Source organism: Phenylobacterium sp. (assembly GCF_004299445.1).
In the GTDB taxonomy this organism is placed as follows: Bacteria; Pseudomonadota; Alphaproteobacteria; order Caulobacterales; family Caulobacteraceae; genus Phenylobacterium.
This window is the reverse complement of record NZ_SCTC01000057.1, coordinates 36,289-58,310: the sequence shown is the minus strand read 5'-3', so window position 1 is coordinate 58,310 and position 22,022 is coordinate 36,289. Positions and strand designations below refer to the sequence as shown.

Annotated in this window: 14 protein-coding genes; 10 read left to right on the top strand and 4 right to left on the bottom strand. The window is 68.8% G+C overall.

Features of this window, described 5'->3' with window-relative positions; translation table 11 throughout:
* Positions 1-50: 50 nt before the first annotated feature.
* The 5 genes from EPN98_RS15975 to EPN98_RS15955 all read left to right on the top strand — a co-directional run bounded on the left by EPN98_RS15975 (position 51) and on the right by EPN98_RS15955 (position 9,381).
* Positions 51-842 (top strand): SDR family oxidoreductase, encoded by a 792-nt coding sequence (locus EPN98_RS15975; RefSeq protein ID WP_293363904.1) that lies wholly within the window; start codon positions 51-53, stop codon positions 840-842.
* A gap of 79 nt (positions 843-921) precedes the next feature.
* Positions 922-3,315: a CHAT domain-containing protein gene (locus tag EPN98_RS15970; RefSeq protein ID WP_293363903.1), complete on the top strand. Its 2,394-nt coding sequence runs from the start codon at positions 922-924 to the stop codon at positions 3,313-3,315.
* A 17-nt stretch (positions 3,316-3,332) separates the two neighbouring features.
* Positions 3,333-6,476, top strand: a complete 3,144-nt coding sequence (locus EPN98_RS15965; RefSeq protein WP_293363902.1) for a filamentous hemagglutinin N-terminal domain-containing protein — start codon at positions 3,333-3,335, stop codon at positions 6,474-6,476.
* Complete coding sequence (locus EPN98_RS15960) at positions 6,473-8,338, top strand: ShlB/FhaC/HecB family hemolysin secretion/activation protein (protein ID WP_293363901.1); 1,866 nt, start codon at positions 6,473-6,475, stop codon at positions 8,336-8,338. The genes EPN98_RS15965 and EPN98_RS15960 overlap by 4 nt, the downstream gene beginning before the upstream one ends.
* Before the next feature lie 38 nt (positions 8,339-8,376).
* Positions 8,377-9,381: a LacI family DNA-binding transcriptional regulator gene (locus tag EPN98_RS15955; RefSeq protein WP_293363900.1), complete on the top strand. Its 1,005-nt coding sequence runs from the start codon at positions 8,377-8,379 to the stop codon at positions 9,379-9,381.
* Here EPN98_RS15955 and EPN98_RS15950 read toward each other — a convergent pair.
* Complete coding sequence (locus EPN98_RS15950; protein WP_293363899.1) at positions 9,378-10,379, bottom strand: putative sulfate exporter family transporter; 1,002 nt, start codon at positions 10,377-10,379, stop codon at positions 9,378-9,380. The genes EPN98_RS15955 and EPN98_RS15950 overlap by 4 nt on opposite strands.
* Positions 10,380-10,531: 152 nt before the next feature.
* Between EPN98_RS15950 and EPN98_RS15945 the strand changes: the two genes are divergently transcribed.
* The 3 genes from EPN98_RS15945 to EPN98_RS15935 are packed head-to-tail and all read left to right on the top strand — an operon-like array spanning position 10,532 to position 13,079.
* Positions 10,532-11,440 (top strand): aldo/keto reductase, encoded by a 909-nt coding sequence (locus tag EPN98_RS15945; RefSeq protein WP_293363898.1) that lies wholly within the window; start codon positions 10,532-10,534, stop codon positions 11,438-11,440.
* Positions 11,437-12,510: an LLM class flavin-dependent oxidoreductase gene (locus EPN98_RS15940; protein ID WP_293363897.1), complete on the top strand. Its 1,074-nt coding sequence runs from the start codon at positions 11,437-11,439 to the stop codon at positions 12,508-12,510. Before EPN98_RS15945 ends, EPN98_RS15940 begins: the two co-directional genes overlap by 4 nt.
* On the top strand, positions 12,507-13,079 hold the full coding sequence (locus EPN98_RS15935; RefSeq protein WP_293363896.1) for an NADPH-dependent FMN reductase: 573 nt from the start codon (positions 12,507-12,509) through the stop codon (positions 13,077-13,079). Before EPN98_RS15940 ends, EPN98_RS15935 begins: the two co-directional genes overlap by 4 nt.
* Here EPN98_RS15935 and EPN98_RS15930 read toward each other — a convergent pair.
* Positions 13,076-14,353 carry an MFS transporter gene (locus EPN98_RS15930; RefSeq protein WP_293363895.1) on the bottom strand — a complete coding sequence of 426 codons (1,278 nt, stop codon included), beginning with the start codon at positions 14,351-14,353 and terminating at the stop codon, positions 13,076-13,078. The two genes, EPN98_RS15935 and EPN98_RS15930, sit on opposite strands and share 4 nt — an antisense overlap.
* A gap of 104 nt (positions 14,354-14,457) precedes the next feature.
* On the opposite strand from EPN98_RS15930, the gene EPN98_RS15925 reads away from it, so the two are divergent.
* Complete coding sequence (locus EPN98_RS15925; RefSeq protein WP_293363894.1) at positions 14,458-15,567, top strand: Gfo/Idh/MocA family oxidoreductase; 1,110 nt, start codon at positions 14,458-14,460, stop codon at positions 15,565-15,567.
* A gap of 92 nt (positions 15,568-15,659) precedes the next feature.
* Positions 15,660-17,906 carry a TonB-dependent receptor gene (locus EPN98_RS15920; RefSeq protein ID WP_293363893.1) on the top strand — a complete coding sequence of 749 codons (2,247 nt, stop codon included), beginning with the start codon at positions 15,660-15,662 and terminating at the stop codon, positions 17,904-17,906.
* 49 nt (positions 17,907-17,955) lie between these two features.
* On the opposite strand, the gene katG is transcribed toward EPN98_RS15920, so the two are convergent.
* Complete coding sequence (gene katG / locus EPN98_RS15915) at positions 17,956-20,160, bottom strand: catalase/peroxidase HPI (RefSeq protein ID WP_293363892.1); 2,205 nt, start codon at positions 20,158-20,160, stop codon at positions 17,956-17,958.
* A gap of 104 nt (positions 20,161-20,264) precedes the next feature.
* Positions 20,265-21,962: a class I adenylate-forming enzyme family protein gene (locus EPN98_RS15910; RefSeq protein ID WP_293363891.1), complete on the bottom strand. Its 1,698-nt coding sequence runs from the start codon at positions 21,960-21,962 to the stop codon at positions 20,265-20,267.
* Positions 21,963-22,022: the final 60 nt, after the last annotated feature.

Here is a 22,022-nt window from a genome sequence, read left to right as displayed (position 1 = left end):
CGTAGGGGCAGACGTCCATCACGGCCGCCACACTTCGTAGGGAGCGGGACGTGAGCGCATTCAAGGACAACCTGCTGGTCGGCAAGACGGCGTTTGTGGCCGGCGGCACCAGCGGCATCAATCTCGGCATCGCCAAGCGGTTCGCCGAACTGGGGGCCAAGGTGGCCGTGCTGGGTCGCAACCCGGAGAAGGCCGCGAACGCCGCCGCCGAGATCGGGCAGGGCGCGCTGGGTCTCACCGCCGACGTTCGCGACTACGCCGCGATCCGCGGCGCCATGGAGCATGCCGCGGGCGAGATGGGCGCGCTCGACATCGTCATCTCGGGCGCGGCCGGCAACTTCCTGGCCCCGGCGCTGGGCATGTCGGCTAACGCCTTCCGCACCGTCGTCGACATCGACCTCAACGGCACCTTCAACGTGTTCCGGGGCTGCTACGACCTGTTGGCGCGGCCCGGCGCATCGCTGATCGCCATCACCGCGGGCCAGGCCGTGAACGCCTCGCCGCTGCAGATCCACGCCTGCGCCGCCAAGGCCGGCATCAACCAGGTTATCCGGGTGCTGGCCATGGAGTGGGGCCCCGAGGTGCGCGTGAACGGCATCTCCCCGGGCCCGATCGCCGGCACGGAGGGCATGAGCCGGCTCGCGCCCGGCGCGTCGGCCGACGGCGGCCACCAGGAACGCATTCCGCTCAAGCGCTGGGGCCGTATCGACGAGGTGGCCGAGGCCGCCGTCTTCCTCTGCAGCTCTTCCGCGAGCTACGTCACGGGCACGATCTTGGACTGCGACGGCGGATCCCAGCTGGGCGACGCCAGCCGTCGCGATCTCACGCGTGGCATGGCCTGAGGGCGGGGTCTTGCGCTGCCATACATTGACAGCGACCCCCAACACGCGGGCACAGTAGGTCCAAGTCCTGGGGGTAGAGATGGGACGTGGGGGCGTCACACGGCTGTGGGCTGCGGCGGGGGCTGCGGTGGTGTCTGGGGTGCTGGCGGCGTCGCCTGACGTGGCCCGCGCGGCCTTGACCGACGACCTGTGCCTCCCGTCCGGCGACGTCACCCTGCCGACCTATCCCAGCGCCGGCGCGCTGCAACAGGCCGCCGAAATGGCGGAGTCCCGCCTGGCCCGGCGCGGGGCCGCAGACCCGTTCGCCGAGATCGCCCCTTCGCTGGAGCTGCGCGGGTCGGGTCCTGAACGCCCGTCGCCGTTGGCGATCGCGGAGTACTGCTCGGCCGCCGGCGAACTGATGCGGGTCAGCGCCCAGGGCAGCCAGCTGCAGGCTCAGACCTACCTGCTGGGCGCGTTCCAGACGGCCAGCCGCGCGAACCTCCGCGGTCCCGCCTCCATGGCCGCCTATCGCCTGGGTCTCGTTTCGCTGTCGGGGACGCCGGCCACGGGCACCCGTGGCGGTGGCCGGCGGGCCAGTCGCGGCCCGTCGGAAGCCGCCCGCGAAGTCGGGCAACTGGGCGACGACCCCTGCGTCGCGCTGATGCGCACCAGCTTCGTGGTCAGCTCGAGCCTGTCGTTGTCGGTGGCCTCGCTGGGCTGCGCCGCGCAACAGGCCCACGCGAACGAGGACCACCGTACGGCCGCGCTGGCCGAGTTGCGGCTGGCTCGCCTGCGCCTCTCTGTCGCCGAGACGAACGCCGCGGCGGCGGCCGAATTCCGGCGCGAAGCCGTCGGCGTGGCCGCCCACGGCATGGCCGACGCGCGCAAGATCCAGGATCCGACCCTCCGCGCCGAGCTTTTGGGCCGGCTGCTGTCGGCCTATCTCGACGCTGGCGGTCCGCTGGACGGCATGAGCGGGGTCACCGCCGCCATGCGCGTGTCCTCTGCCCCGGCGGCCCAGGCCTACGCGACCGCCCTCGACGCGCGAATGGCCGCGGCGAACGGCGACGCCAATGCGGCGCGGCAGATGATGGACCAGGCGCTGCTGCTCGAGGCGCAGCGGAGCCTCCCGGCGCGCCTGCCTGAGTTCCACCTGCTGCTCTCCGAGTTCGACCCGGCCAACCGCGAGGCCCACGTGCTGGCCGCCTACGAGGCGCTGGAAGCGATCCGGCCGCTGCTGCCCAGGTTCGACCCGCTGACCGAGGAGACGGCGTTCTCGCTCTACATGCGCCGCGTGTTCCAGGGGGCGGTCGACGTCCAGCTGGCCGGCGCCGCCGACGCCGGCGCCGCGATCCGCGTGAAGAGCGCGCAGCAGATCCTTGAGGCCTATCGGCAGGCCGAGCTGCAGAGCGTCTTCGGCAGCGAGTGCATCCCCGCCCGCGACCCACTCAAGCCCGAGGCCCTGCGGCCAGGCGAGGTGTTGCTCTATCCGATCCTGCTGCCCGACCGGCTGGAGATGCTGTATGTGGCCGGCGGCCAGGCCGGGGCCGAGTTTCGCCGTCTGCCGCCCAATCGCAGCGTCAATCGCCAGGACGTGGCGCGCCTTGTGGAAGCGGCGGTCGTTTCGCTGAGCGGCGGCGAGGACGACAGCTGGCGCGCCGCCTCGCGGCAACTCTACGACATCCTGATCAAGCCGATCGAGGCCGAGCTGACCCCTGGGTCGCTGTTGGCGGTCGTGCCCGACGGGGCCCTGCGCAGCCTGCCGTTCTCGGTGCTGATCGACAGCCAGAACCGCTACCTGGTCGAGAAGACGCGCGTCACGATCGCTCCCGCACTGGCCTACTCCCAAGCGGGCGGCATCCAGGCCCAGAACCAGCAGCTGGTCGCCGCCTCCCTGGAGATGGAGGTCCGCGTCCCGGCCGGCCGCTTCGAGAAGCTGGACGGCACCGGCGCCGAGGCGCGCCTGGCCGCGGTCACCGACGGCAAGCGCATTCAGCGCTCGTGGGTGATCGAGAACTTCAGCAAGGCCGATCTCGTGGGCGCGCTGACCCGCGAGCAGGTCGACGTCCTGCACCTGGCCACCCACGCCTCGTTCAACGGCCGCTCGGACCGCGCGTTCATCGTCGCCAACGGCGAGGTGATCCTGCTGTCGGAACTACGCCAGATCCTGAGCGCAAATCGCACGCGTGGCGGCGAACTGGACCTCCTGATCCTCAGCGCTTGCGAGACGGCGGTTGGGGACGACGAGGCCAGCATGGGCCTGGCCGGCGCGGCCGTGCAGGCGGGCGCCAGAAGCGCCATCGCCTCGCTGTGGCCGGTCAGCGACGCCGGCACGGCCGAACTGATGAAGAGCTTTTATGGCCGCTACCGTGAGGGCCGCTCCAAGTCCGAGGCGCTGCGCGAGGCCCAGCTGTCCTTGATCGCCCAGGGCGGAGACCTGGCCAACCCCAACATCTGGGCGGCTTTCACCCTGCTGGGAGCGTGGCGTTGAGAGGGGCTGTCGCGGCGATGGGTCTGGTTCTGGCGGGCTGGCCGCTGGCCGCCGTCGGCCAGACGGTCATCAGCCCCGACGTCGCCGCCGGACGCGCGTTGGGCACGACCGTAGGGCAGGCGGGCGTCACCTACACGATCGCGGGCGGCACGCGCGCCGGGGGCAACCTGTTCCACAGCTTCAGCCAGTTCGACCTGGGCGCCGGCGACACGGCCCGCTGGGTGGGCGGCGGCGACGCGGCGGCGGTCAACAACGTCATCAACCGGGTCACCGGCGGCCAGGCTTCGCGGATCAACGGGACGATCGACTCCACGGCCCTGCCCAACGCGACGTTCTACTTCGTGAACCCGGCGGGCATCGTCTTCGGCCCCGGCGCCCAGGTGAACGTCCCGTCGGCCGCGCACTTCTCGACCGCCGGCGAGCTTCGTTTCGCCAACGGCGACCGCTTCGCCATCGCCACGCCAAACGGATCCACACTGTCGGTGGCGGCGCCCGAAGCCTGGGGGTTCCTGGGCGGGCAGGGCGACATCACGGCCCTGGGGGTCGGGCCCGATATTCAAGGCGTCGGCGACGCCTTCGCTGCGCCCGAGACCACGCTTTCGTTCACGGCTGGCAACCTCGTGATCGACGACAGCGAGATCCTCACCCGCGGCCTGGACCTGAGCGCGGTGGGCGATGGTCGGTCAACCGTGCGGATCGTCAACCCTCTGGCGACCCCCGGGCGCGGACGCATGCAGATCTCTTCAAGTCTGCTGGGGGCGGTGGACAGCAGCGTGGGCGCCCGTTCGTTGCGGGTGAACGGCGGCGCCCTCGACATCCAGACGAGCGGGCTGTTTTCCAGCGGCGACCTCTTCGTCCAGGCCTCCGAACGGATCGACGGGATCGCCACCAGCTTCCAGGTCGCGAGCTTTACGGGCCAAGCCGCCGGGACGATCGTCATCCGGACGCCCTCCATCTTCCTCGACACGGCTAAGTTGATCGCCGGCGCGATCGACGATGGATCGCCGGGCAGCATCCTGGTCGAGACCGGCGATCTCCTCTTCGTCGATTCCGAGGTGGTGAACGACGCGGCGGACGGCGTGGGGGCCACGCCCGGCGCCATTCTGCTGCGGTCTACGGGCGATCTCGTGCTGCTCAACACGGCCGTGCGCTCGAACGCGACGGGCGCAGCCGATGGCGGCTTCGTCCTCATCGAGGGTCGAGATGTCGAAATCACCGGTGACGGAGCGAGGGTCGAGTCCGACACCTTCGGCTTTGCCACAGGCGACGCCGGTCTGGTCACTGTGACCGCCGATACGCTCTTCATGAGCGCGAAGGGAAGCATCACATCCACCTCATCCAGTGAGGGCGCGGGCGGCGACGTCATCGTGACGGTGAAGGATCTGCTGCGGATGCAGACCGCGTCCGGTATCCGCTCCGACGCCCTGGACGTTGGTGACGCCGGTTCGGTCACCATCGCGGCAGGCCGGATCGAGCTGGTCGATGAGGCGTCGATTACCTCTCAGGCGAGCAGGGGAACCGGCGACGCCGGCCAGGTGTCGATCACGACCGGCAAGCTCTTCATGAACGACGCGATCATCTCGTCGGGCTCCAAGACCAGCGGCGAGGGGGGCGGCATCTTCATCGATGCCGACGAGATCGTTCTGGATGGCGCCGGTCGGGACTTCACAGCCATCACCGGCGAGACGTTCGGCTCCGGCAATGCAGGCGACATCTTCATTCAGACGAACACCGCGATCTTGCGAAGGGGTGGCCGGATAACCTCCGACGCGAGGGGGTCGGGCAATGCCGGCAATATCGCTGTCGTCGCCAAGGACCTGTTGCTGGAACGCGGCGGTCAGATCGCGTCTGACAGCTACGACCTCGGCGACGCTGGCGACGTGGTCATCTCCGCCGACAAGCTGGTGGTCGATGGCGGCGGGTTCGAGTCCACTTACATCAGTTCAGACGCACTGCAGGGCGGCAACGCTGGGACGGTGTCGGTCGTGTCCAAGTCGATCCTGGTCGACAATGGCGGGTTCATCTCATCCGACACCTACTCCTCGGGAAGGGGTGGCGACCTCGTCATCAGCTCCGACATCCTCGCCGTGCGCAACTTCGGCGAGATCCGCTCCCAGACCCGGTCGGAAGGGAACGCCGGCTCGGTCAACATCGAGGCCAAGACGATTACGCTGGAGGGCGGTGGCAATATCCTGTCCGAAGCCATCGGCCGTAACGCGGACGGCAGGGCAGGCTCGGTCATTCTGGTCGCTGACAATCTGACCGTGGGCGACGGCGGCAGCATAAGCACCTCGACGGCCGGGGCCGGAGACGCCGGCGAGGTGTCTATCGAGGCCAAGACCCTGACGGTCGATGGCGGCCGCATCGCCTCGTCGGCCGAGGTCGGCGCTACCGGCTCGGCAAACGCGCTGTTCCTAACCTCAGACACGCTGAGGGTTGTGAACAGCGGTGCGATCTCGACGCTTTCCACCAACCCCAACCCAGCAGGGCTGATCACCATCGCGACGGGCGAACTGCGCGTGGACGGTCTGGGATCGATCATCGGCAGCGAGAACCAGAGCGGCAATCCCGGCTTTGGCGGCCTCATGGGCCCGGGGGGTGACGCGGGCACTGTCCTGATCGACGCGGCCAACCTCACCATCTCGAACGGCGGCCGCATATCCACGAACTCGTTCGCAGGCGCTGCGGGCGCGATCGGCATCAGCATCAAGCGGCCCGGCCTCTTCGTCCTGGAGGGGGCTGAAGCGCCCGGCGTTATCCAGACGTCGTCGGGACCGGGCACGGGCGGGGCGATCACCATTGTCGACCCCCTCGCGATCATCTCGAACGGCGGCCGCATCCTCGCCCTCGGTCAGCAGCGCGGGGCGAACGTGCAGATCCAGAGCCGGTATTTCATCAACTCCACCGACCGGCTGAACGTGGTGGACGTCGATGGCGACTTCCGGCTTCAGACAGGGCTGTATGACGTCTCCAGCGGCACGGTCAGTCGCGATCTGTCGGTGCTCGACGCCTCCAAGGTGCTGCGCGGGCAGTGCCCGGCGGCCCGCTCCACCGGCGCGGTCAGCCAGCTGATCACACGCCCCGTCGGCCCCTACGCCCGCGAGGCCCAGCCCATCGCGCCCATCCAGCCCGCCGAAGCGCCTGTCGGAGGCTGCCGTTGAGCCGCTGGTCCGAAGTGTCGACCGCCGCCACGCTCGCCGTGCTGGCCGCGGCCGCGCCCGCCGCGGCCCAGCCGGCCGACCTGTCGCAGGGGCGCACAGGCCCCCAGTCGACGCCGCCGCCAACGCCCTCCTACGCGCAGCCCGCGCCCGGCCTTGCCCCCGCGCCAGCCGCCGCGGGTCCGGACGGCGTCGCGCCGACCGGTGGCGCGCCCGTCACCGATCTGCGCATCAAGGTCTCGGGGCCGCACCGCGACGCGATCCCGCCGCCGCAGTGGACCCCGCCGGCCGACATCGGCGGCCTGCGGCTGGACCACAATCCGGGCGAGGCGCTGAACGAAGCTTGGCTGCGCCGCCAGTTCTCCAACAACGGCCTGCCCGGCGGCGGCGTGTCGCGGGCGCTGGCCGTGGTCCAGGCGGCCAACCGCGCCTTCCTGGGCGCCGGCTACATCAATTCGGGCGTCGTGGTTCGGCCGTCGAGCGCGCCGGGCGTCCTGGAGCTGGAGATCATCTACGGCGCGCTGGCGTCGCCCGGCGGCGACCTTCCGCCGCTGAGCGTCGAGTGGATCGGCGGCCGCGCCAAGGGCCTGGACGCCCGCTACATCGAAGATCGCATGCCCGCCGCAGCCCGCCGGCCGCTGAGCGCCGTCGAGCTGGAGCGTGACTTCCGCCTGCTGGCCGAGGACCCGGCGATCCGCACGATCAACGCCGACCTGCGGCCAGGCTCGCGGCCGGGCGAGGCCAGCCTGGCGCTGGCGGTCCTGCCGCAGGACCGCTTCGACCTCTATGTCAGCTATGCCAACAACCGCTCGCCCTCGGTGGGCGGTGAACGCAAGGCGGTCGGCGGATCCATGCGCAACGTGATCGGCGCGGGCGACCGGCTGAGCGTCGAGGCGGGTCTGACCGATGGCGTCGAGGACGCCACGGTGGCGTACGCTTTCCCGTTCGTCTCGCCCAAGACCACCATTTCGGTGCGCGGCGCGATCAACGAGGCCGCCGTCACCGACGCCCTGCTGGCCCCGCTCGACATCAAGGCCAAGGATATGGCGTTCGAGGCAGGGGTCACCCGGAAGCTGCTGGATGCGCCGCTGCTGCCCGCCGCACAGCCCGGTCGCTGGCGTTCGGCCCGCACGCTGAGCGCGGGGATGATGTTCGCCTGGCGGCAGTCTACCGCCTATCTCCTGGGCGAGCGGTTCTCGTTCGCGCCGGGCGCCGTCGATGGCCAGACCGAGTACCGGGCGCTGCGCTTCGTGGGCGACTACGTAGTCCGCAACGTCGACCAGGTGTTCGCCATCTCCGTGACCGGCACGCAAGGGCTGGACGGCACCAAGTCTGACGTCCCCGGCCTGCCCGTGCCCGAGCGCGACTTCCGCGCTGTCCTGGCCCAGGTGAACTACGCGCGGCGCCTGACCGACGACGGCCTTGAGCTGCGCGCGCGGTTCTATGGCCAGTGGGCCGATGGCGTCCTCTACTCGGGCGAGCGCTTCTCGGCGGGCGGCGAGAGCACGGTTCGCGGCTATCGCGAGAACCTGCTGCTGGCTGACAGGGGCGCGGTAGGTTCGGTTGAGGTAGCCCGGCCGATCCGCCTGGGCGGACGCCAGGGGACGGGGCGCACTTTCGACTGGGGCGCCTTCACCGTCTCCGGCTTCGCTGACGCGGCCTACATGACGAACGTCGAGGACCCGCAGCCGGTGCATCGCATCTACAGCGTCGGCGGTTCGCTGGCCTGGACCCCCGCCGACGCTCTTTCCGCCCGGATCACCTATGCAAAGGCGCTGAAGGACGTCGCCTCGGCCGGCAAACGCGATCTGCAGGACCGCGGCGTGTCGTTCCGCATCACAGTGCGGCCGCTGCTGTTGCCCTAGGTGGCGCAAGCCCGTCAGTCAGGCCATAGATGAGCGACATGCGCCCGACCATCAAAGACGTCTCGGACATCGCCGGCGTGTCCATGAAGACCGTCTCGCGTGTGCTGAACAAGGAAAAGTACGTCTCGGAGAAGACGCGGCTGGCCGTCGAGCGCGCCGTGGCTCAGCTCAATTTCCAGCCCAGCGTGGCCGCTCGCATCCTGAAGGGCAGCCGCAGCTACCAGATCGCCCTGATCTACGACAATCACAGCCCCCACTACATCCATCAGATCCAGACCGGCGTCTGGGCCCGCTGCATCGAGGAGGGGGTGCGGATGCTGGCCCAACCCACCGACGTGGCGTTGGCGAACCTGGCGCGCGAGATCGGCGGGTTGATCGATCAGACCCAGGTGGACGGCGTGATTCTGTCGTCGCCGGTGACCGACGCCGCGGCGGCGCTCGCCGAACTGGATCGCCGCGGCGTGCCCTATGTCCGGATCTCGCCGGGGACCGAGCATGATCGCAGTTCCTCGGTGTCGATGGATGACGTTCAGGCCGCCGACGACATGACCAGCCATCTGATCGCGCTGGGCCACCGCCGTATCGGCTTCATCATCGGCCACACCAACCATACGGCCAGCGATCTGCGGCTGTTCGGCTATCGCCGCGCAATGGACCGTGCGGGCCTCGCCTTCGAGCCCAAGTATGTGCGGCCCGGGCAGTTCGACTTCGCCTCGGGCGAGGCGGCCGCCGACATCCTGCTCGACCTGCCGCAGCCCCCCACCGCAATCTTCGCCAGCAACGACGACATGGCGGCCGGCGTGCTGACCGTGGCCCACCGGCGCGGCCTGAGCGTGCCGGGCGATCTGTCGGTCGCGGGATTCGACGATACGGCCCTGGCCAGCCAGCTGTGGCCGCCGCTGACGACTGTGCGCCAGCCGACCCGGGAACTGGCCTATGCGGCAGCAAGCCTGCTGTTCGGCGCCGAAGACGAGGTGGTGCATCGACGCCTGCCGCACGAGCTGGTGATCCGCGGGTCCACAGCGGCGCCCGGGAAGCGCTAGCCGATGAGGAACGCAGCCGCGCCCGTCGCCAGGGCCAGCGCCACCAGGGTCGCCGCCACGATGGCGAGCAGGGGCCGCAGGCCTTCAGCCGTCAGGGACTGAAGGTTGGACCGCACGCCGGTCGCCGTGACCGCGCAGGCCAGCAGCGCCTTGCTGGCGCTGGCCGACAGGTCGGCGACCTGAGGTGGGATCCACCCCAGAGAGTTCACGCCGGCCAGACCGAAGAAGCCCAGCACGAACCAGGGCAGCACGAACGAGGCGATCTTCGCGCCTGGCTCGCGCGGGATGAACAGGGCCACCGCCAGCATCGCAGGCGCCAGCAGGGCGACCCGCGCCAGCTTCACGATCGTCGCAGTCTCGCCGGCCGGATTCGAGAAGGCGTAGCCCGCCCCCAGCGCCTGGGCGACGTCATGGATCGATGCGCCCATCATGAAGCCCGCCTGCAGATCGCTGAAGGCCAGTTGGTGCGCCAGCACCGGGTAGAGCGTCATGCTCAACGCGCTTGCGGCCGAGACGCCCACCAGCACGAGGGTCAACTGCGCCTGGCTCACGCGACGCTCGCCCAGCAGGCTGGCAAAGGCCATCGCCGCCGACGCCCCGCAGATCGCCACCGCCCCGCCGCACAGGGCGCCGAACGCGCCGCTGAAACCCAGCCCCCGGGCCGCCAGCACGCCGGTCGTCAGGGTGGCCGCCACGATCGCCGCTACGCAGAGGAGGGCGATCGGTCCCAGGTCGGCGATCTCGACCAGGGTGACCCGCGCCGCCACAAAGACGATCCCCCAGCGCAGGAGGGTGCGCGAGGCGAACGACAGGCCCAGGTCCAGACGCCGGTCCGTCCCCAGGAAGTTCAAGGCGAGGCCGAACAGTAGGCACATCAGCGTGAGCGGCGCGCCGTAGTGGTCCGAGACGTAGGCGGCTGCCAGCGTGGCCAGCGCTGTGACCGCGAGTCCGGGCAAATGCGCCCGCACGCCGCCCTTTGTGACCTCGCTCTCGCTCACCGGACCCGCCCCTCTCGGACAGGCGCCGCTTGCCAAGGGCCTGTCCGCTCACCTATCAATATGACAACGTAGTCATACGGTGTCATCCGGGGCAAGCCGCCGGGGTGGGACGCCGCAGAACCGCAGTCTTCAGGCTGGTGACGAAGAGGCCCATGACCCATCTCCCCGTACCGCCGACCCGTCGAGCTCTGTATCCAGGCGGCCCCGAGGTTTCGTCGATCGCATGGGGCATGTGGCGGTTCGCTGGCGACGACGTCGGCGCAGCCGAGGCGCGCGTGCAGGCTGCCCTGGACGCGGGCGTGACCCTCTTCGACACCGCTGACATCTACGGACCCGACAACGGCGAGCCGTTTGGCGCGGCCGAGGCGCTGCTCGGCCGGGTGCTGGCGGCGAACCCGCCGCTTGCGCAGCGCATGGTCATCGCCACCAAGGGCGGCATTTCGATGGGCGTGCCCTACGATTCGAGCGCCGGGTACCTCACGTCGGCCATCGACGCGTCGCTGACCCGCATGGGCGTCGATCACGTGGCGCTCTGGCAGATTCACCGCCCTGATCTGCTCACCCATCCGAGCGAGATCGGCGAGGCGCTGCTGGCGGCGCACCAGGCCGGCAAGATCGGCGCGGTCGGCGTCTCGAACTTCACGGCCTGGCAGGTCGAGGCGTTGGCCGCCCACCTGCCGCTGCCCATCGTGTCGTGCCAGCCTGAGTTCTCCCCGCTCGCCGTGAGCCCCTTGAGCGACGGCGTCCTCGATCAGGCGGTCGCACGCGGCATGGCCGTGCTGGCCTGGTCGCCCCTTGGCGGCGGGCGGCTCGCCAAACCCGCCGACGACCGCACGCGCGCCGTCGCGCAGGCCCTGGACGCGAAGGCGGAGGAGGCCGGCGTCAGCCGCGCCGCCGCCGCCTACAGCTGGATCATGGCGCATCCCGCCCAGCCGATCCCGATCGTGGGAACCCAGGCTCCGGCGCGCATCGCCGAGATCCCGCAAGCCTACATTCCTCGCTGGACCCGCGCCGAGTGGTACGCGGTCCTCGTCGCAAGCCTCGGAGCGCCGCTGCCATGACGACCCGTCCTCCCTGCGAAGTGTCCTGGTTCTCGGCGTTGTGCGACGACGACTACGAGTTCCTGGGCGTGCCCGACCCGATGCTGAAGTCGAGCTGGGAGCATTGCCGCGATATCGTCCTGCAGGCCGAGGCCGGCGGTTTCGACAACATCCTGCTGCCGTCGGGCTATGAGCTGGGCATCGACACCACCGCCTTCGCGGCCGCCATCGCGCCGCAACTGAAGCGGATGCGCCTGCTGATGGCCGTGCGCATCGGCGAGATGTGGCCGCCGCAGCTGGCCCGCCAGATCGCGACCATCGACCGGCTGCTGGGCGGCCGCCTGACCGTGAACATCATCTCGTCCGACATGCCGGGAGAGAAGATGGCGTCGGCCCCGCGCTACGGCCGCACGGTCGAGGCCATGAGCATCCTGAAGACCATGCTGAACGGTCAGCCGCTCGACCACGACGGCGAGCACTGGAAGCTCAAGCTGGATCCGCCGCGCGTGACCACGGTCTCGGGCAAGGCTCCGCTGTTGTACTTCGGCGGTCTGTCGGAAGACGCCCGCGAGGCGGCGGCCAAGGGCTGCGACGTCTTCCTGATGTGGCCCGACCGCAAGGAGGTGGTCGCCGATATCATCGCCGACATGACGGCGCGCGCGGCGAAGTATGGCCGCACGCTGAAGTTCGGCTACCGCGCCCACGTCATCGTGCGCGACACCGAGGCCGAGGCTCGCGCCGCCGCCGATCGTCTGCTCTCGAAGCTGGATGACGCCCAGGGCGCGGCCATCCGCGCCAAGTCGCTCGATTCCACCTCTGTCGGCGTCCAGGCCCAGGCCGCGCTCCGTGAGAGCGCCGCGGATGACGGTTACGCCGAGCCCAACCTGTGGACCGGCGTCGGCCGCGCCCGTTCGGGCTGTGGCGCCGCCATCGTGGGCGACCCAGACCAGGTTTTGGCCAAGCTCAATGATTACCGAGACATGGGGATCGAGGCCTTCATCCTGTCGGGCTATCCGCACGCCGCCGAGGCCGACCTGTTCGCCCGCCATGTCCTGCCCAAGCTGGAGCACGGTCCGCTGGTCATCGCGTGACCCAGCGCCGGCCCTTTATCGTCGGCATAGGCGGTACGACGGTCACGCCGTCGTCCACCGAGCGGGCGCTTGAGATCGCGCTTCGCGCCGCGGCGGAGCGCGGCGCTGATGTCCAGGCGTTCGGAGGCGCCTTCCTCTCACGGCTGCCGCTCTATGCGCAGAAGGCTGAGCGGACGGCCGAGGAGCGGGCGTTCATCGACGCCGTACGCCGCGCCGACGGGGTGATCATCGCATCTCCCGGCTATCACGGCAGCGTCTCGGGCCTGATCAAGAATGCGTTGGACCTGCTGGAGGAGACCGCCGCCGATCCGCGCGTCTATCTCACAGGCATGCCCGTGGGCGTGATCGCCACCGCCTATGGCTGGCAGGCGACCGGGGGAACCATCGCCGCCCTGCGGGGCATCGTGCATGCGCTGCGCGGCTGGCCGACACCGCTGGCCGCGGCGGTCAACAGCGCCGTCTCACGCTTCGCCGACGACGGCGTTTGCACGGATCCGGCCGTGATGGCCCAACTTGGCCTGGTAGGCCAGCAGGTGGTCGATTTCCTGAAGCGTCCCGCCCTGGCCTAGTGGAACCCGAGGGGCGCCTCGCCCCGCTGGCTGGCGTCCACCATCTTGATATTCGGCAGCATCACGTGGATCCAGCCCAGCGCCAGCAGGTACGACACCGACGCGAACAGGAACAGGGGCAGGTAGCCGAGACCCGCGGCCAGAACCATGCCCGCGATCTTCAGGATCAGCATGCCGCCGATGTTGCCGCTGAACACGCCGAAGCTGGTCATGCGACCGATCTTGGACTTCTCGGTGACGTCGGTGATCAGGGCGAAGAGGTTGGTCGAGAAGCCCTGGTGCGCGGCCAGCACCAGCGCCAGGATGCCCGCCGCCGCAAAGGGGCTGGTCGCCTGCAGCGCCAGCGGCATGGGCAACACCATCAGGCCGCTGATCAGCATCGCCACCTTGCGCACTCGGTTCACCGGCACGCCCATCGCCAGGAACCTTGTGGCCAGCGTGCCGCTGACCAGCGATCCCACCGCGGCGCCCGTGTAGGCCAGCGCCAGCGGCGCGGCGATCCCGGCGCCAGAGAGTCCGAACTGCCGGTTCAGGAAGTCCGGCATCCAGAACAGCAGCAGCCACCATGTGGAGTCGCTCAGGAACTTGGCCCCGGCCACCGCCCAGGCCGCGCGATCCCGGAAGAAGGCGCCGCGGGGTAGGGCGATCTCCGCCGGCGTCGCGGGCGCGGTGTCGCCGAAGTTCACCCGGCGGGTCACCAGCAGCCAGCCGATCGACCACACGATGCCCATGGCGCCCGCCACCAGGAAGGCGCCCCGCCATCCGAATGGTGCGGCGATCAGGGGGATGATGAAGGGGGCGCTGATCGCCCCGAAGCTGGCGATGGCGTTCTGTAGCCCCACGCCGGTGGATCGCATGTGGGGCGGGAAGATCGTGGCGATGGTCTTCACGGCGGTCGGCGTCACCGCGGCCTCGGTGGCGCCCAGGCCGATGCGGCAGAGGGTGAACTGCACGAGGCTGTGCGCCCAGCCGTGGAACATGGCCGCCACGCTCCAGCTGAACACGGCGATGGGGTTGGCCCACTTCACGCCCAGCTTGTCGACGAGAGGACCGGCGGCGAGAAGGGCTACCGCTGTGGCGCCCTGGAACCAGGCCCCCAGCGTGCCGTAGTCGTCGTCGCTCCAGCCTAGTTCGGCGGCCATCTCGGGCTTCAGCACCGAGATGATCTGGCGGTCCACCAGCGCCAGCACGCCTGCCGCTGCAAGGAACCCGAACAGGATCCAACGCATCCGGAGGCTGGGCTCGCTGGATTCGGCGCGCGTGGAACTCGTCAAGTCAGGCCTCCCCTCGATCCCGGCCCGGCTGTCGTCTGCGCAACATTTGGGCTTGCCCCGCCGGGCGGTCTGGGAGAATGCTCACAATAAGTCAGCGTTGTCATATGGATTTCGGGGAGGGGCTTTTGCCCGAGGTGGTGCGCTACGGCCTGGTTGGCACGGGCATGATGGGCGTCGAGCACATCCACAACCTGGCGGTCACGCCGGGCGCGGTCGTGACGGCGCTTGCCGACCCCGTGGAGACATCGCTGGGTTGGGCGCGCGAGGCTCTGGGCGCCCGCGCCGGACAGGCCAAGACCTACGCCGACAGCGCCGCGCTGGCCGCCAGCGGCGAGGTGGATTGCGTCATCGTCTCCAGCCCCAACTATACCCACCGTGACGTCCTCGAACCCCTGTTCGACGCGGGCCTGTCCATCCTGTGCGAGAAGCCGCTCGCCACCACGCTGGAGGATGCGCGCTGGATCGTCGAGCGGGCGGCCAAGAGCTCCGCGCCGTTCTGGACGGCGATGGAGTACCGCTACATGCCGCCGGCGGCGGCCTTCATCGAGGAGGTGCACGGCGGGCGCATCGGAGCGCTGCGGATGCTGTCGATCCGCGAGCACCGCTTTCCGTTCCTTCCCAAGGTTGGCGACTGGAACCGCTTCTCGGTCAACACCGGCGGCACGATGGTCGAAAAGTGCTGTCATTTCTTTGACTTGATGCGCCTGATCGTCCGCTCTGAGGCGGTGCGTGTCTATTGCTCGGGCGCCATGGACGTGAACCACCTGGACGAGCGCTACGACGGTCGCCGACCCGACATCATCGACAACAGCTACACCACCGTCGATTTCGCAAACGGCGTCCGCGCCATGCTCGACCTCTGCATGTTCGCCGAGGGCGCGGAGAACCAGGAAGAGATCACGGCCGTCGGTGACGCCGGTCGATTGGATGTTTTAATTCCTACTGGATCGATAGTATATTCGCCGCGCGTCGGGTTCCGCAACCCGAAGCAGGTCGAACAGCGCGTTGTGGATGTCGACGCCACCGCGCTGAAGGCCGGCACGCATCATGGCTCGACCTTCTACGAGCACCAGCGGTTCAACGCCGCGGTGCGCGGGGCAGGTCCCGTGGAAGTCACCGCTCACGACGGGCTGATGGCGGTCGCCATCGGGACTGCCGCTGAGATCAGCGCGCGAGAAAAGCGCGTCGTGGAGATGAGCGAACTGGGTTTCTGAACCGAAGCCTGAACCAGACGTAACGCACGAAAATCTGCTGTCGCTATGACAGCGTCAGACAAATCCAACGAGAACAAGGAATCGGGGGAGATATGAAAAAGACCATCCTCATCACGAGCGCGGCCATTGCGGCGATCGTCACCGCGGGGCCCGCGTTGGCGCAGACCGCCGGCGAGGGCGCCACAGATCTTGGCGAGATCGTCGTCACCGCCCAGAAGCGGGAAGAGCGGCTGCAGGACGTGCCCCTGGCTGTCTCGGTCGTTTCGGGGGACGCCATCGCGGCGAGCGGCGCGGTCAACCTGGAAGGGGCGCAACGGCTCATTCCGACGCTCTCCATCCGGAAGGCGGGCACCTCACTCAACCAGGTCATCTTCCTTCGCGGCGTCGGCACCTCGACGTTCTCAATCGCCGGTGAGCCGTCTGTGTCTTCGGTGGTGGACGGAGTGGTCTACAGTCGCGCCGGGGAGGCGTTCAGCGACCTTGTCGACGTGGAGCGGATCGAGGTCCTGCGGGGTCCGCAAGGAACGCTGTTCGGCAAGAACAGTTCGGCCGGCGTCATCAACATCGTCACCAAGCGTCCGGGCGCGGGCAGCTATGTCGAGGCCGGCTACGGTTCGAACGGCGACGAATTCCGACTGCGCGGCGCAGTGGATGCGCCGCTTGGCGCAGGCGTCCAGGCCCGGGTCACCGGCTTCTACGGCACGTACGGCGGCAATATCCGCAACCTCACCACCGGGTCGCGGGTGAATGGCTATGAACGGTATGGCGTTCGCGCGATCGTGGAAGCCGAAGCCACCGAGAACCTGACGCTGACCGTCATCGCGGACTATCGCAAGGCCGACGATGACTGCTGCGCGCAGATCATCGGCAATGTTCCCACCAACCTGGCGGCGCAGGTGTTGCCGTCGCCGCGCCGCGACAAGAGCCGTTTCGTGAACCAGAACCTGGTCACGTCGACCATCGAGGAAAGTGGCGGCGTTTCGCTGCAGGCCGACTACGACCTGGGCGGCCACGTGCTGACGTACATCGCGTCCTACCGGGAATGGGACAACAAGGAGATCCGCGACGGCGACTGGCTGCCGCAGCCCTACGTGGGGCTTAACGAACTGCACGACTTTGGGCCGACCACCTCGAATACTCTGACTCAGGAGATCCGCATCGCGTCTCCGGCGGACCAGACGTTCTCGTATGTTCTGGGCGCCTATTACTCTCGCGCCGAGACCGACCGGGTATTCACCCGGAACGTCGCGAGTTGCACTCTGGCGCCGGCTCCCACGACGCTGACGCCCTGCTCGGCCCCCGGGGCGGTGACCACCCGGATCAGCGGATCCACGACTCACGGGTCGGTGTTCAAGAACTATGCCCTGTTCGGACAGGGGACCTGGAACCTCTCCGACAGCCTGCGGCTGCTCGGCGGCCTTCGCCTTTCGTCGGACAAGCTGGAAGCGTATCTGAGCCGTACAGGCACAGCGGGTCCGGGGATTTCCGCTCCCTTCTCGTTCACCGGAGACACCGACAACACGGATCTGTCGGGCAAGGTGGGGATCCAATACGACCTGTCGCAGGACAGCGTCGGCTACCTGACCTACTCGCGTGGCTACAAGGGCCCGGCGTTCAACCTGTTCTTCAATCTTGGGGCGACGGGAACCAACGTCATTGAGGCGGAAACGTCGGATAGCTTCGAAGTGGGCCTGAAGAACACCGCGCTGGATGGCCGGCTCATCCTCAACCTCGCGGCCTTCTACGCCAAGTACCACAACTTCCAGGCCAACAATCCGGACCTTGTCGCGGGTGTGGTCGTGAGCCGCTTCACCAACGCGGGAACAATCTCAACGCGCGGCGCGGAAGCTGACTTCCTCTATCGTCCGCTTGCCGACCTGACTCTGTCCGGTGGTCTGGCGTACACGGACGCGCACATCAACAAGTTCCGCGCGCCGATCGCGGGGGTGAATACGGGCGTCGTGCCTTCGGGTACGCAACTGCCCTACGCGCCCAAGTGGAAGGGTTCGCTCAACGTCGAGTATCGCATTCGCGACGTCGGCGGCTTCGATGTCCTGATGGGAGCGCAGGGCTCGTTCCAGTCGAGCACCTATGCGGAACTGAGCGCCAACCCGGCTGTCCGCCTCGGAACCCGGATCGAGGCTTACGAACTGGTGGATGTCAGCCTGGGCCTAGCCGATCCTGACGATAAGTACCGGGTGACGGCGGTCGTCCGGAACCTGTTCGACCAGAGCTTCGCGACTCACGTGGAGTCCGGCGGCCCGGGCGGCAGCTTCCGCTTCCAGATCCCGCGCGAGGCTGACCGCTACTACGGCGTCACCGCCCGGGTGAACTTCTGATCGAGACGTCCGTGACGCCGGGAGCTTCCCGGCGTCACGGGGCCGTCGCCTACGCCTTGAGATCGAAGCGGTCGGCGTTCATCACCTTGCTCCAGGCGGCGACGAAGGCGCGGACGAACGTCTCGCCGGCATCGGCCGCCGCATAGACTTCGGACAACGCCCGCAGCTGCGAGTTCGAGCCGAAGATCAGATCGACGCGGGTCGCCGTCCATTTCGGCGCGCCGGTATTGCGGTCCGTGCCGACGAACGCGTCATCGCCGTCGGCCGGCTTCCACGCCACGCCCATGTCGAGCAGGTTGACGAAGAAGTCGTTGGTCAGCTGACCCGGACGGTCGGTAAAGGCCCCGTGCCGGCTGCCGCCGTGGTTGGCCCCCAGCACGCGCAGCCCGCCCACCAGGGCCGTCATCTCCGGCGCCGTAAGACCCAGAAGCTGGGCGCGGTCGATCAGCAGCTCTTCCGGCGACACGCTGAAGGCCGCCTGCTGGTAGTTGCGAAAGCCGTCGGCCTTGGGCTCGAGGACTGCGAAGCTGTCGGTGTCGGTCTGCTCGGCTCGGGCGTCGTTGCGGCCGGGAGTGAAGGGCACGCCGATGTCAAAGCCCGCGTCGCGGGCGGCCTTGGCCACCGCCGCGGCCCCGCCAAGGACGATCAGGTCGGCCATCGACACGGACTTGCCGCCGCCGGCCGAAGCGTCGAACTCGGCCTTGATGCCTTCCAGCACCTTCAGAACCCTGGCCAGCTGTTCGGGCTGATTGACCTCCCAATCCTTCTGCGGCGCGAGGCGGATGCGTGCGCCGTTGGCGCCGCCCCGATGGTCGGAGCTGCGATAGGTCGACGCCGAAGCCCAGGCCGTCTGCACCAGCTCGGCGACCGACAGGCCAGAGGCCATGATCTCGTTCTTCAGGGCTTCGATGTCGGCTTCGCTGACCAGTGGGTGCTCCGCCGGCGGGATCGGATCCTGCCAGATCAGGTCTTCAGCCGGGACCTCGGGACCGAGATACCGGGCCTTTGGACCCATGTCGCGGTGGCACAGCTTGAACCAGGCCCGGGCGAAGGCGTCGGCGAACTGTTCCGGATGACTGCGGAACCGCTCCGAGATCGCGCGGTAGGCCGGATCGACCTTCATCGCCATGTCGGCGGTGGTCATCATGGTGGGCAGGCGCTTGTCGGGGGTGTGCGCGCCGGGGGCCATATCTTCCGGCTTCTGACCCATGGGCTGCCACTGCCGGGCCCCGGCGGGGCTGTGAACCAGCTCGTACTCGTAGTCCAGGAGCATCCGGAAGTAGTCGCCGTCCCACTTGGTGGGGTTGGGCGTCCAGGCGCCTTCGAGGCCGCTGGTGATCGTATGGTCGCCCACGCCGCTCTCGTGGCCGCTGCGCCAGCCCAGTCCCTGTTCGGCGATGTCCGCGCCCTCGGGCTCGGGACCCACCTTCGAGGCGTCGCCCGCGCCGTGACACTTGCCGAACGTGTGGCCCCCGGCAGTCAGAGCCACCGTCTCCTCGTCATTCATGCCCATGCGGGCGAACGTCTCGCGGATGTCGCGGGCCGACTGGGCCGGGTTGGCGTTGCCGCCTGGGCCCTCGGGGTTCACGTAGATCAGGCCCATCTGGATGGCCGCCAGCGGGTTTTCCAGGGCGCGGCCGGCGTCCTCGTCGATGCGGGTCACGCCGACCCACTCCTCCTCGCCGCCCCAATAGATGTCCTTCTGAGGCTCCCAGATATCGGCGCGGCCGCCGCCAAAGCCGAACACCGGCCCGCCCATGGACTCGATGGCGACGTTGCCGGCCAGGATCATCAGGTCGGCCCAGCTCAGCTTGCGGCCGTACTTCTGCTTGATTGGCCAGAGCAGCCGGCGCGCCTTGTCCAGGTTGGCGTTGTCCGGCCAGCTGTTCAGCGGCGCGAACCGCTGTCCGCCCGCCGAAGCGCCGCCGCGCCCATCGCCGGTGCGATAGGTCCCGGCGCTGTGCCAGGCCATGCGGATGAAGAACGGGCCGTAGTGGCCGTAGTCGACCGGCCACCAGGGCTGGCTGTCGGTCATCAGCGCCGCCAGGTCACGCTTCACCGCGGCGTAGTCGAGGCTCTTAAACTCGGTCGCGTAGTCGAAGCCCGGACCCATGGGATCGCCCGAGGCGCCGTGCTGGTGCAGGATGTCGAGCGACAGCTGGTTCGGCCACCAGTCGCGGTTCGTGCGGCCCGTGAGGGTACGGCGGGCAGCAGGGTGTTTGACCGGGCATCCGGTGGGAGCGGCGTCGTCCATGGGGTCACCTCGCTGGGTTGTTTCCCCAAGCTAGGCCGACCTGGGGCCTAATGACAAAACGATCGTTCTTATCTGATCGATCGAGATTTCCTATGTCCTGCCGCTTAGACCGCGTCCTCGACCTTCAGAGTGTCACGCAGCTCGCGCTTCAGGAACTTGCCGTTGGCGTTCCGCGGCAGCGGCTGGTCCATCATCCAGATGTAGCGAGGGATCTTGTGCTTCGCGATCGCCGCGCCGCAATGCTGGCGCAGGGCGTCGGGGGTCGCTTCAGCCCCAGGCTTTAGGAAGACGGCCACGCCCACTTCCTCGCCCAGCCGCGGGTCGGCCACCCCGAACACCGAGCACTCGGCCACTCCCGGATGACCGTGCAAGGCGGCTTCCACCTCGGCGCAGTAGATGTTCTCGCCGCCGCGCAGCACCATGTCCTTCTTGCGGTCCACCAGATAGATGAACTGGTCCTCGTCGAGGTAGGCCACGTCGCCCGTATGCAGCCAGCCGTCGGTGATGCTCTCGGCCGTGGCCTCGGGCCGGTTGATGTAGCCTTTGATCACCGATGACCCGCGCACCCACAGCTCGCCCGGCTGTCCCGCCGGCAGCGGTTGGCCATCGTCGCCGACTACCCGCACCTCGAAGGTCGGCATCGCGCGTCCGCAGCTTGCGGGCTTGTCCACGAAGAAGTCGCCCGAGATCGAGGTTATGATCCCCGATGTCTCGGTCATGCCATAGCCGGTGTTGGGGCGCGCCGTGGCCACCGCCTTGTCGATCTTGTCCACCAGGTCGGGCTGCAGCTGTGCGCCGCCGCCGCCGACCGTGAGCAGGCTCGAGGTGTCATACTTGGCGAAGTCGGGATGGCTGATCAGCTCGCGCGCCATCACGGGCACGCCGCCAGCCGAGGTGCAGCGCTCGCGCTCGATCAGTTTCAGCGCCTCGCCCGCATCCCAGCGATACATCAGCACCATCTTGCCGCCGGCCGCGGTGGTGGCGTAGGCGCCGCAGTTGTTGGCGGTCACGTGGAAGAGAGGCGTGGTCACCAGGGTGACGGGGATCGGCGGGGCTACCGACGGATCGGGCGTCACGCCGGTCGCGCGCTGGGTCGCCAGCGTCGAGACCTGACCGGCGAACATCATGTTCATCAGGTTGGAGACGCAGCTGCGGTGCGTCAGCTGCGCGCCCTTGGGGAAGCCGGTCGTGCCCGACGTGTAGAAGATGCAGAGGTCGTCGTCCGGGGCGACCGCCACGTCGGGCAGGGCCCCGCCGTGCGCCACCACCTCGGCCCAGGACGCTGCGCCGGCGGGGGCTTCCGCCCGTACCGCCACCAGCAGCGTGTCGCCCAGCATGCCTGGTTGCTCGTCGAGCCGCGCGATCCGCTCGGCGTCGGCGAACAGGACCTTGGGCCCGGCGTCGGTCATGCCGTAGGCCATCTCGGCTGCGGTCCACCAGGCGTTCATGCCGACGCAGGCCACCCCGATGCAGGCGCAGGCCCAGTAGATCAGCATCCACTCCGGATAATTCCGCATCGCGACGGCCACGCGGTCGCCAGGCTTGACCCCCTTGGCCATCAGCCAGTTGGCGATGGAGGCCACCTGCCGGTGGGCCTCGCCATAGGTGATCCGCTCGTCGTCGAAGACGAGATAGTCGCGCTCGGCGAACTGGGCTGTCGACAGCCAGAGCGCCCTCACGTTCGGTGGCGCATTCTTGAAAGTCCGGATCGGCGCGCCGCCGACCTCCTGGATCGCGATCTCGAAGGGCGCCCCGGGCGCGGTCAGTTCGGCCCAGGCCCGGTTCAGCTCGGCGTAGTGCATTGTCTCATCCCTGCAAGGCGGCGGCGGACGTCTCTTCGGACGGCTCGCGCCCGACTGTGG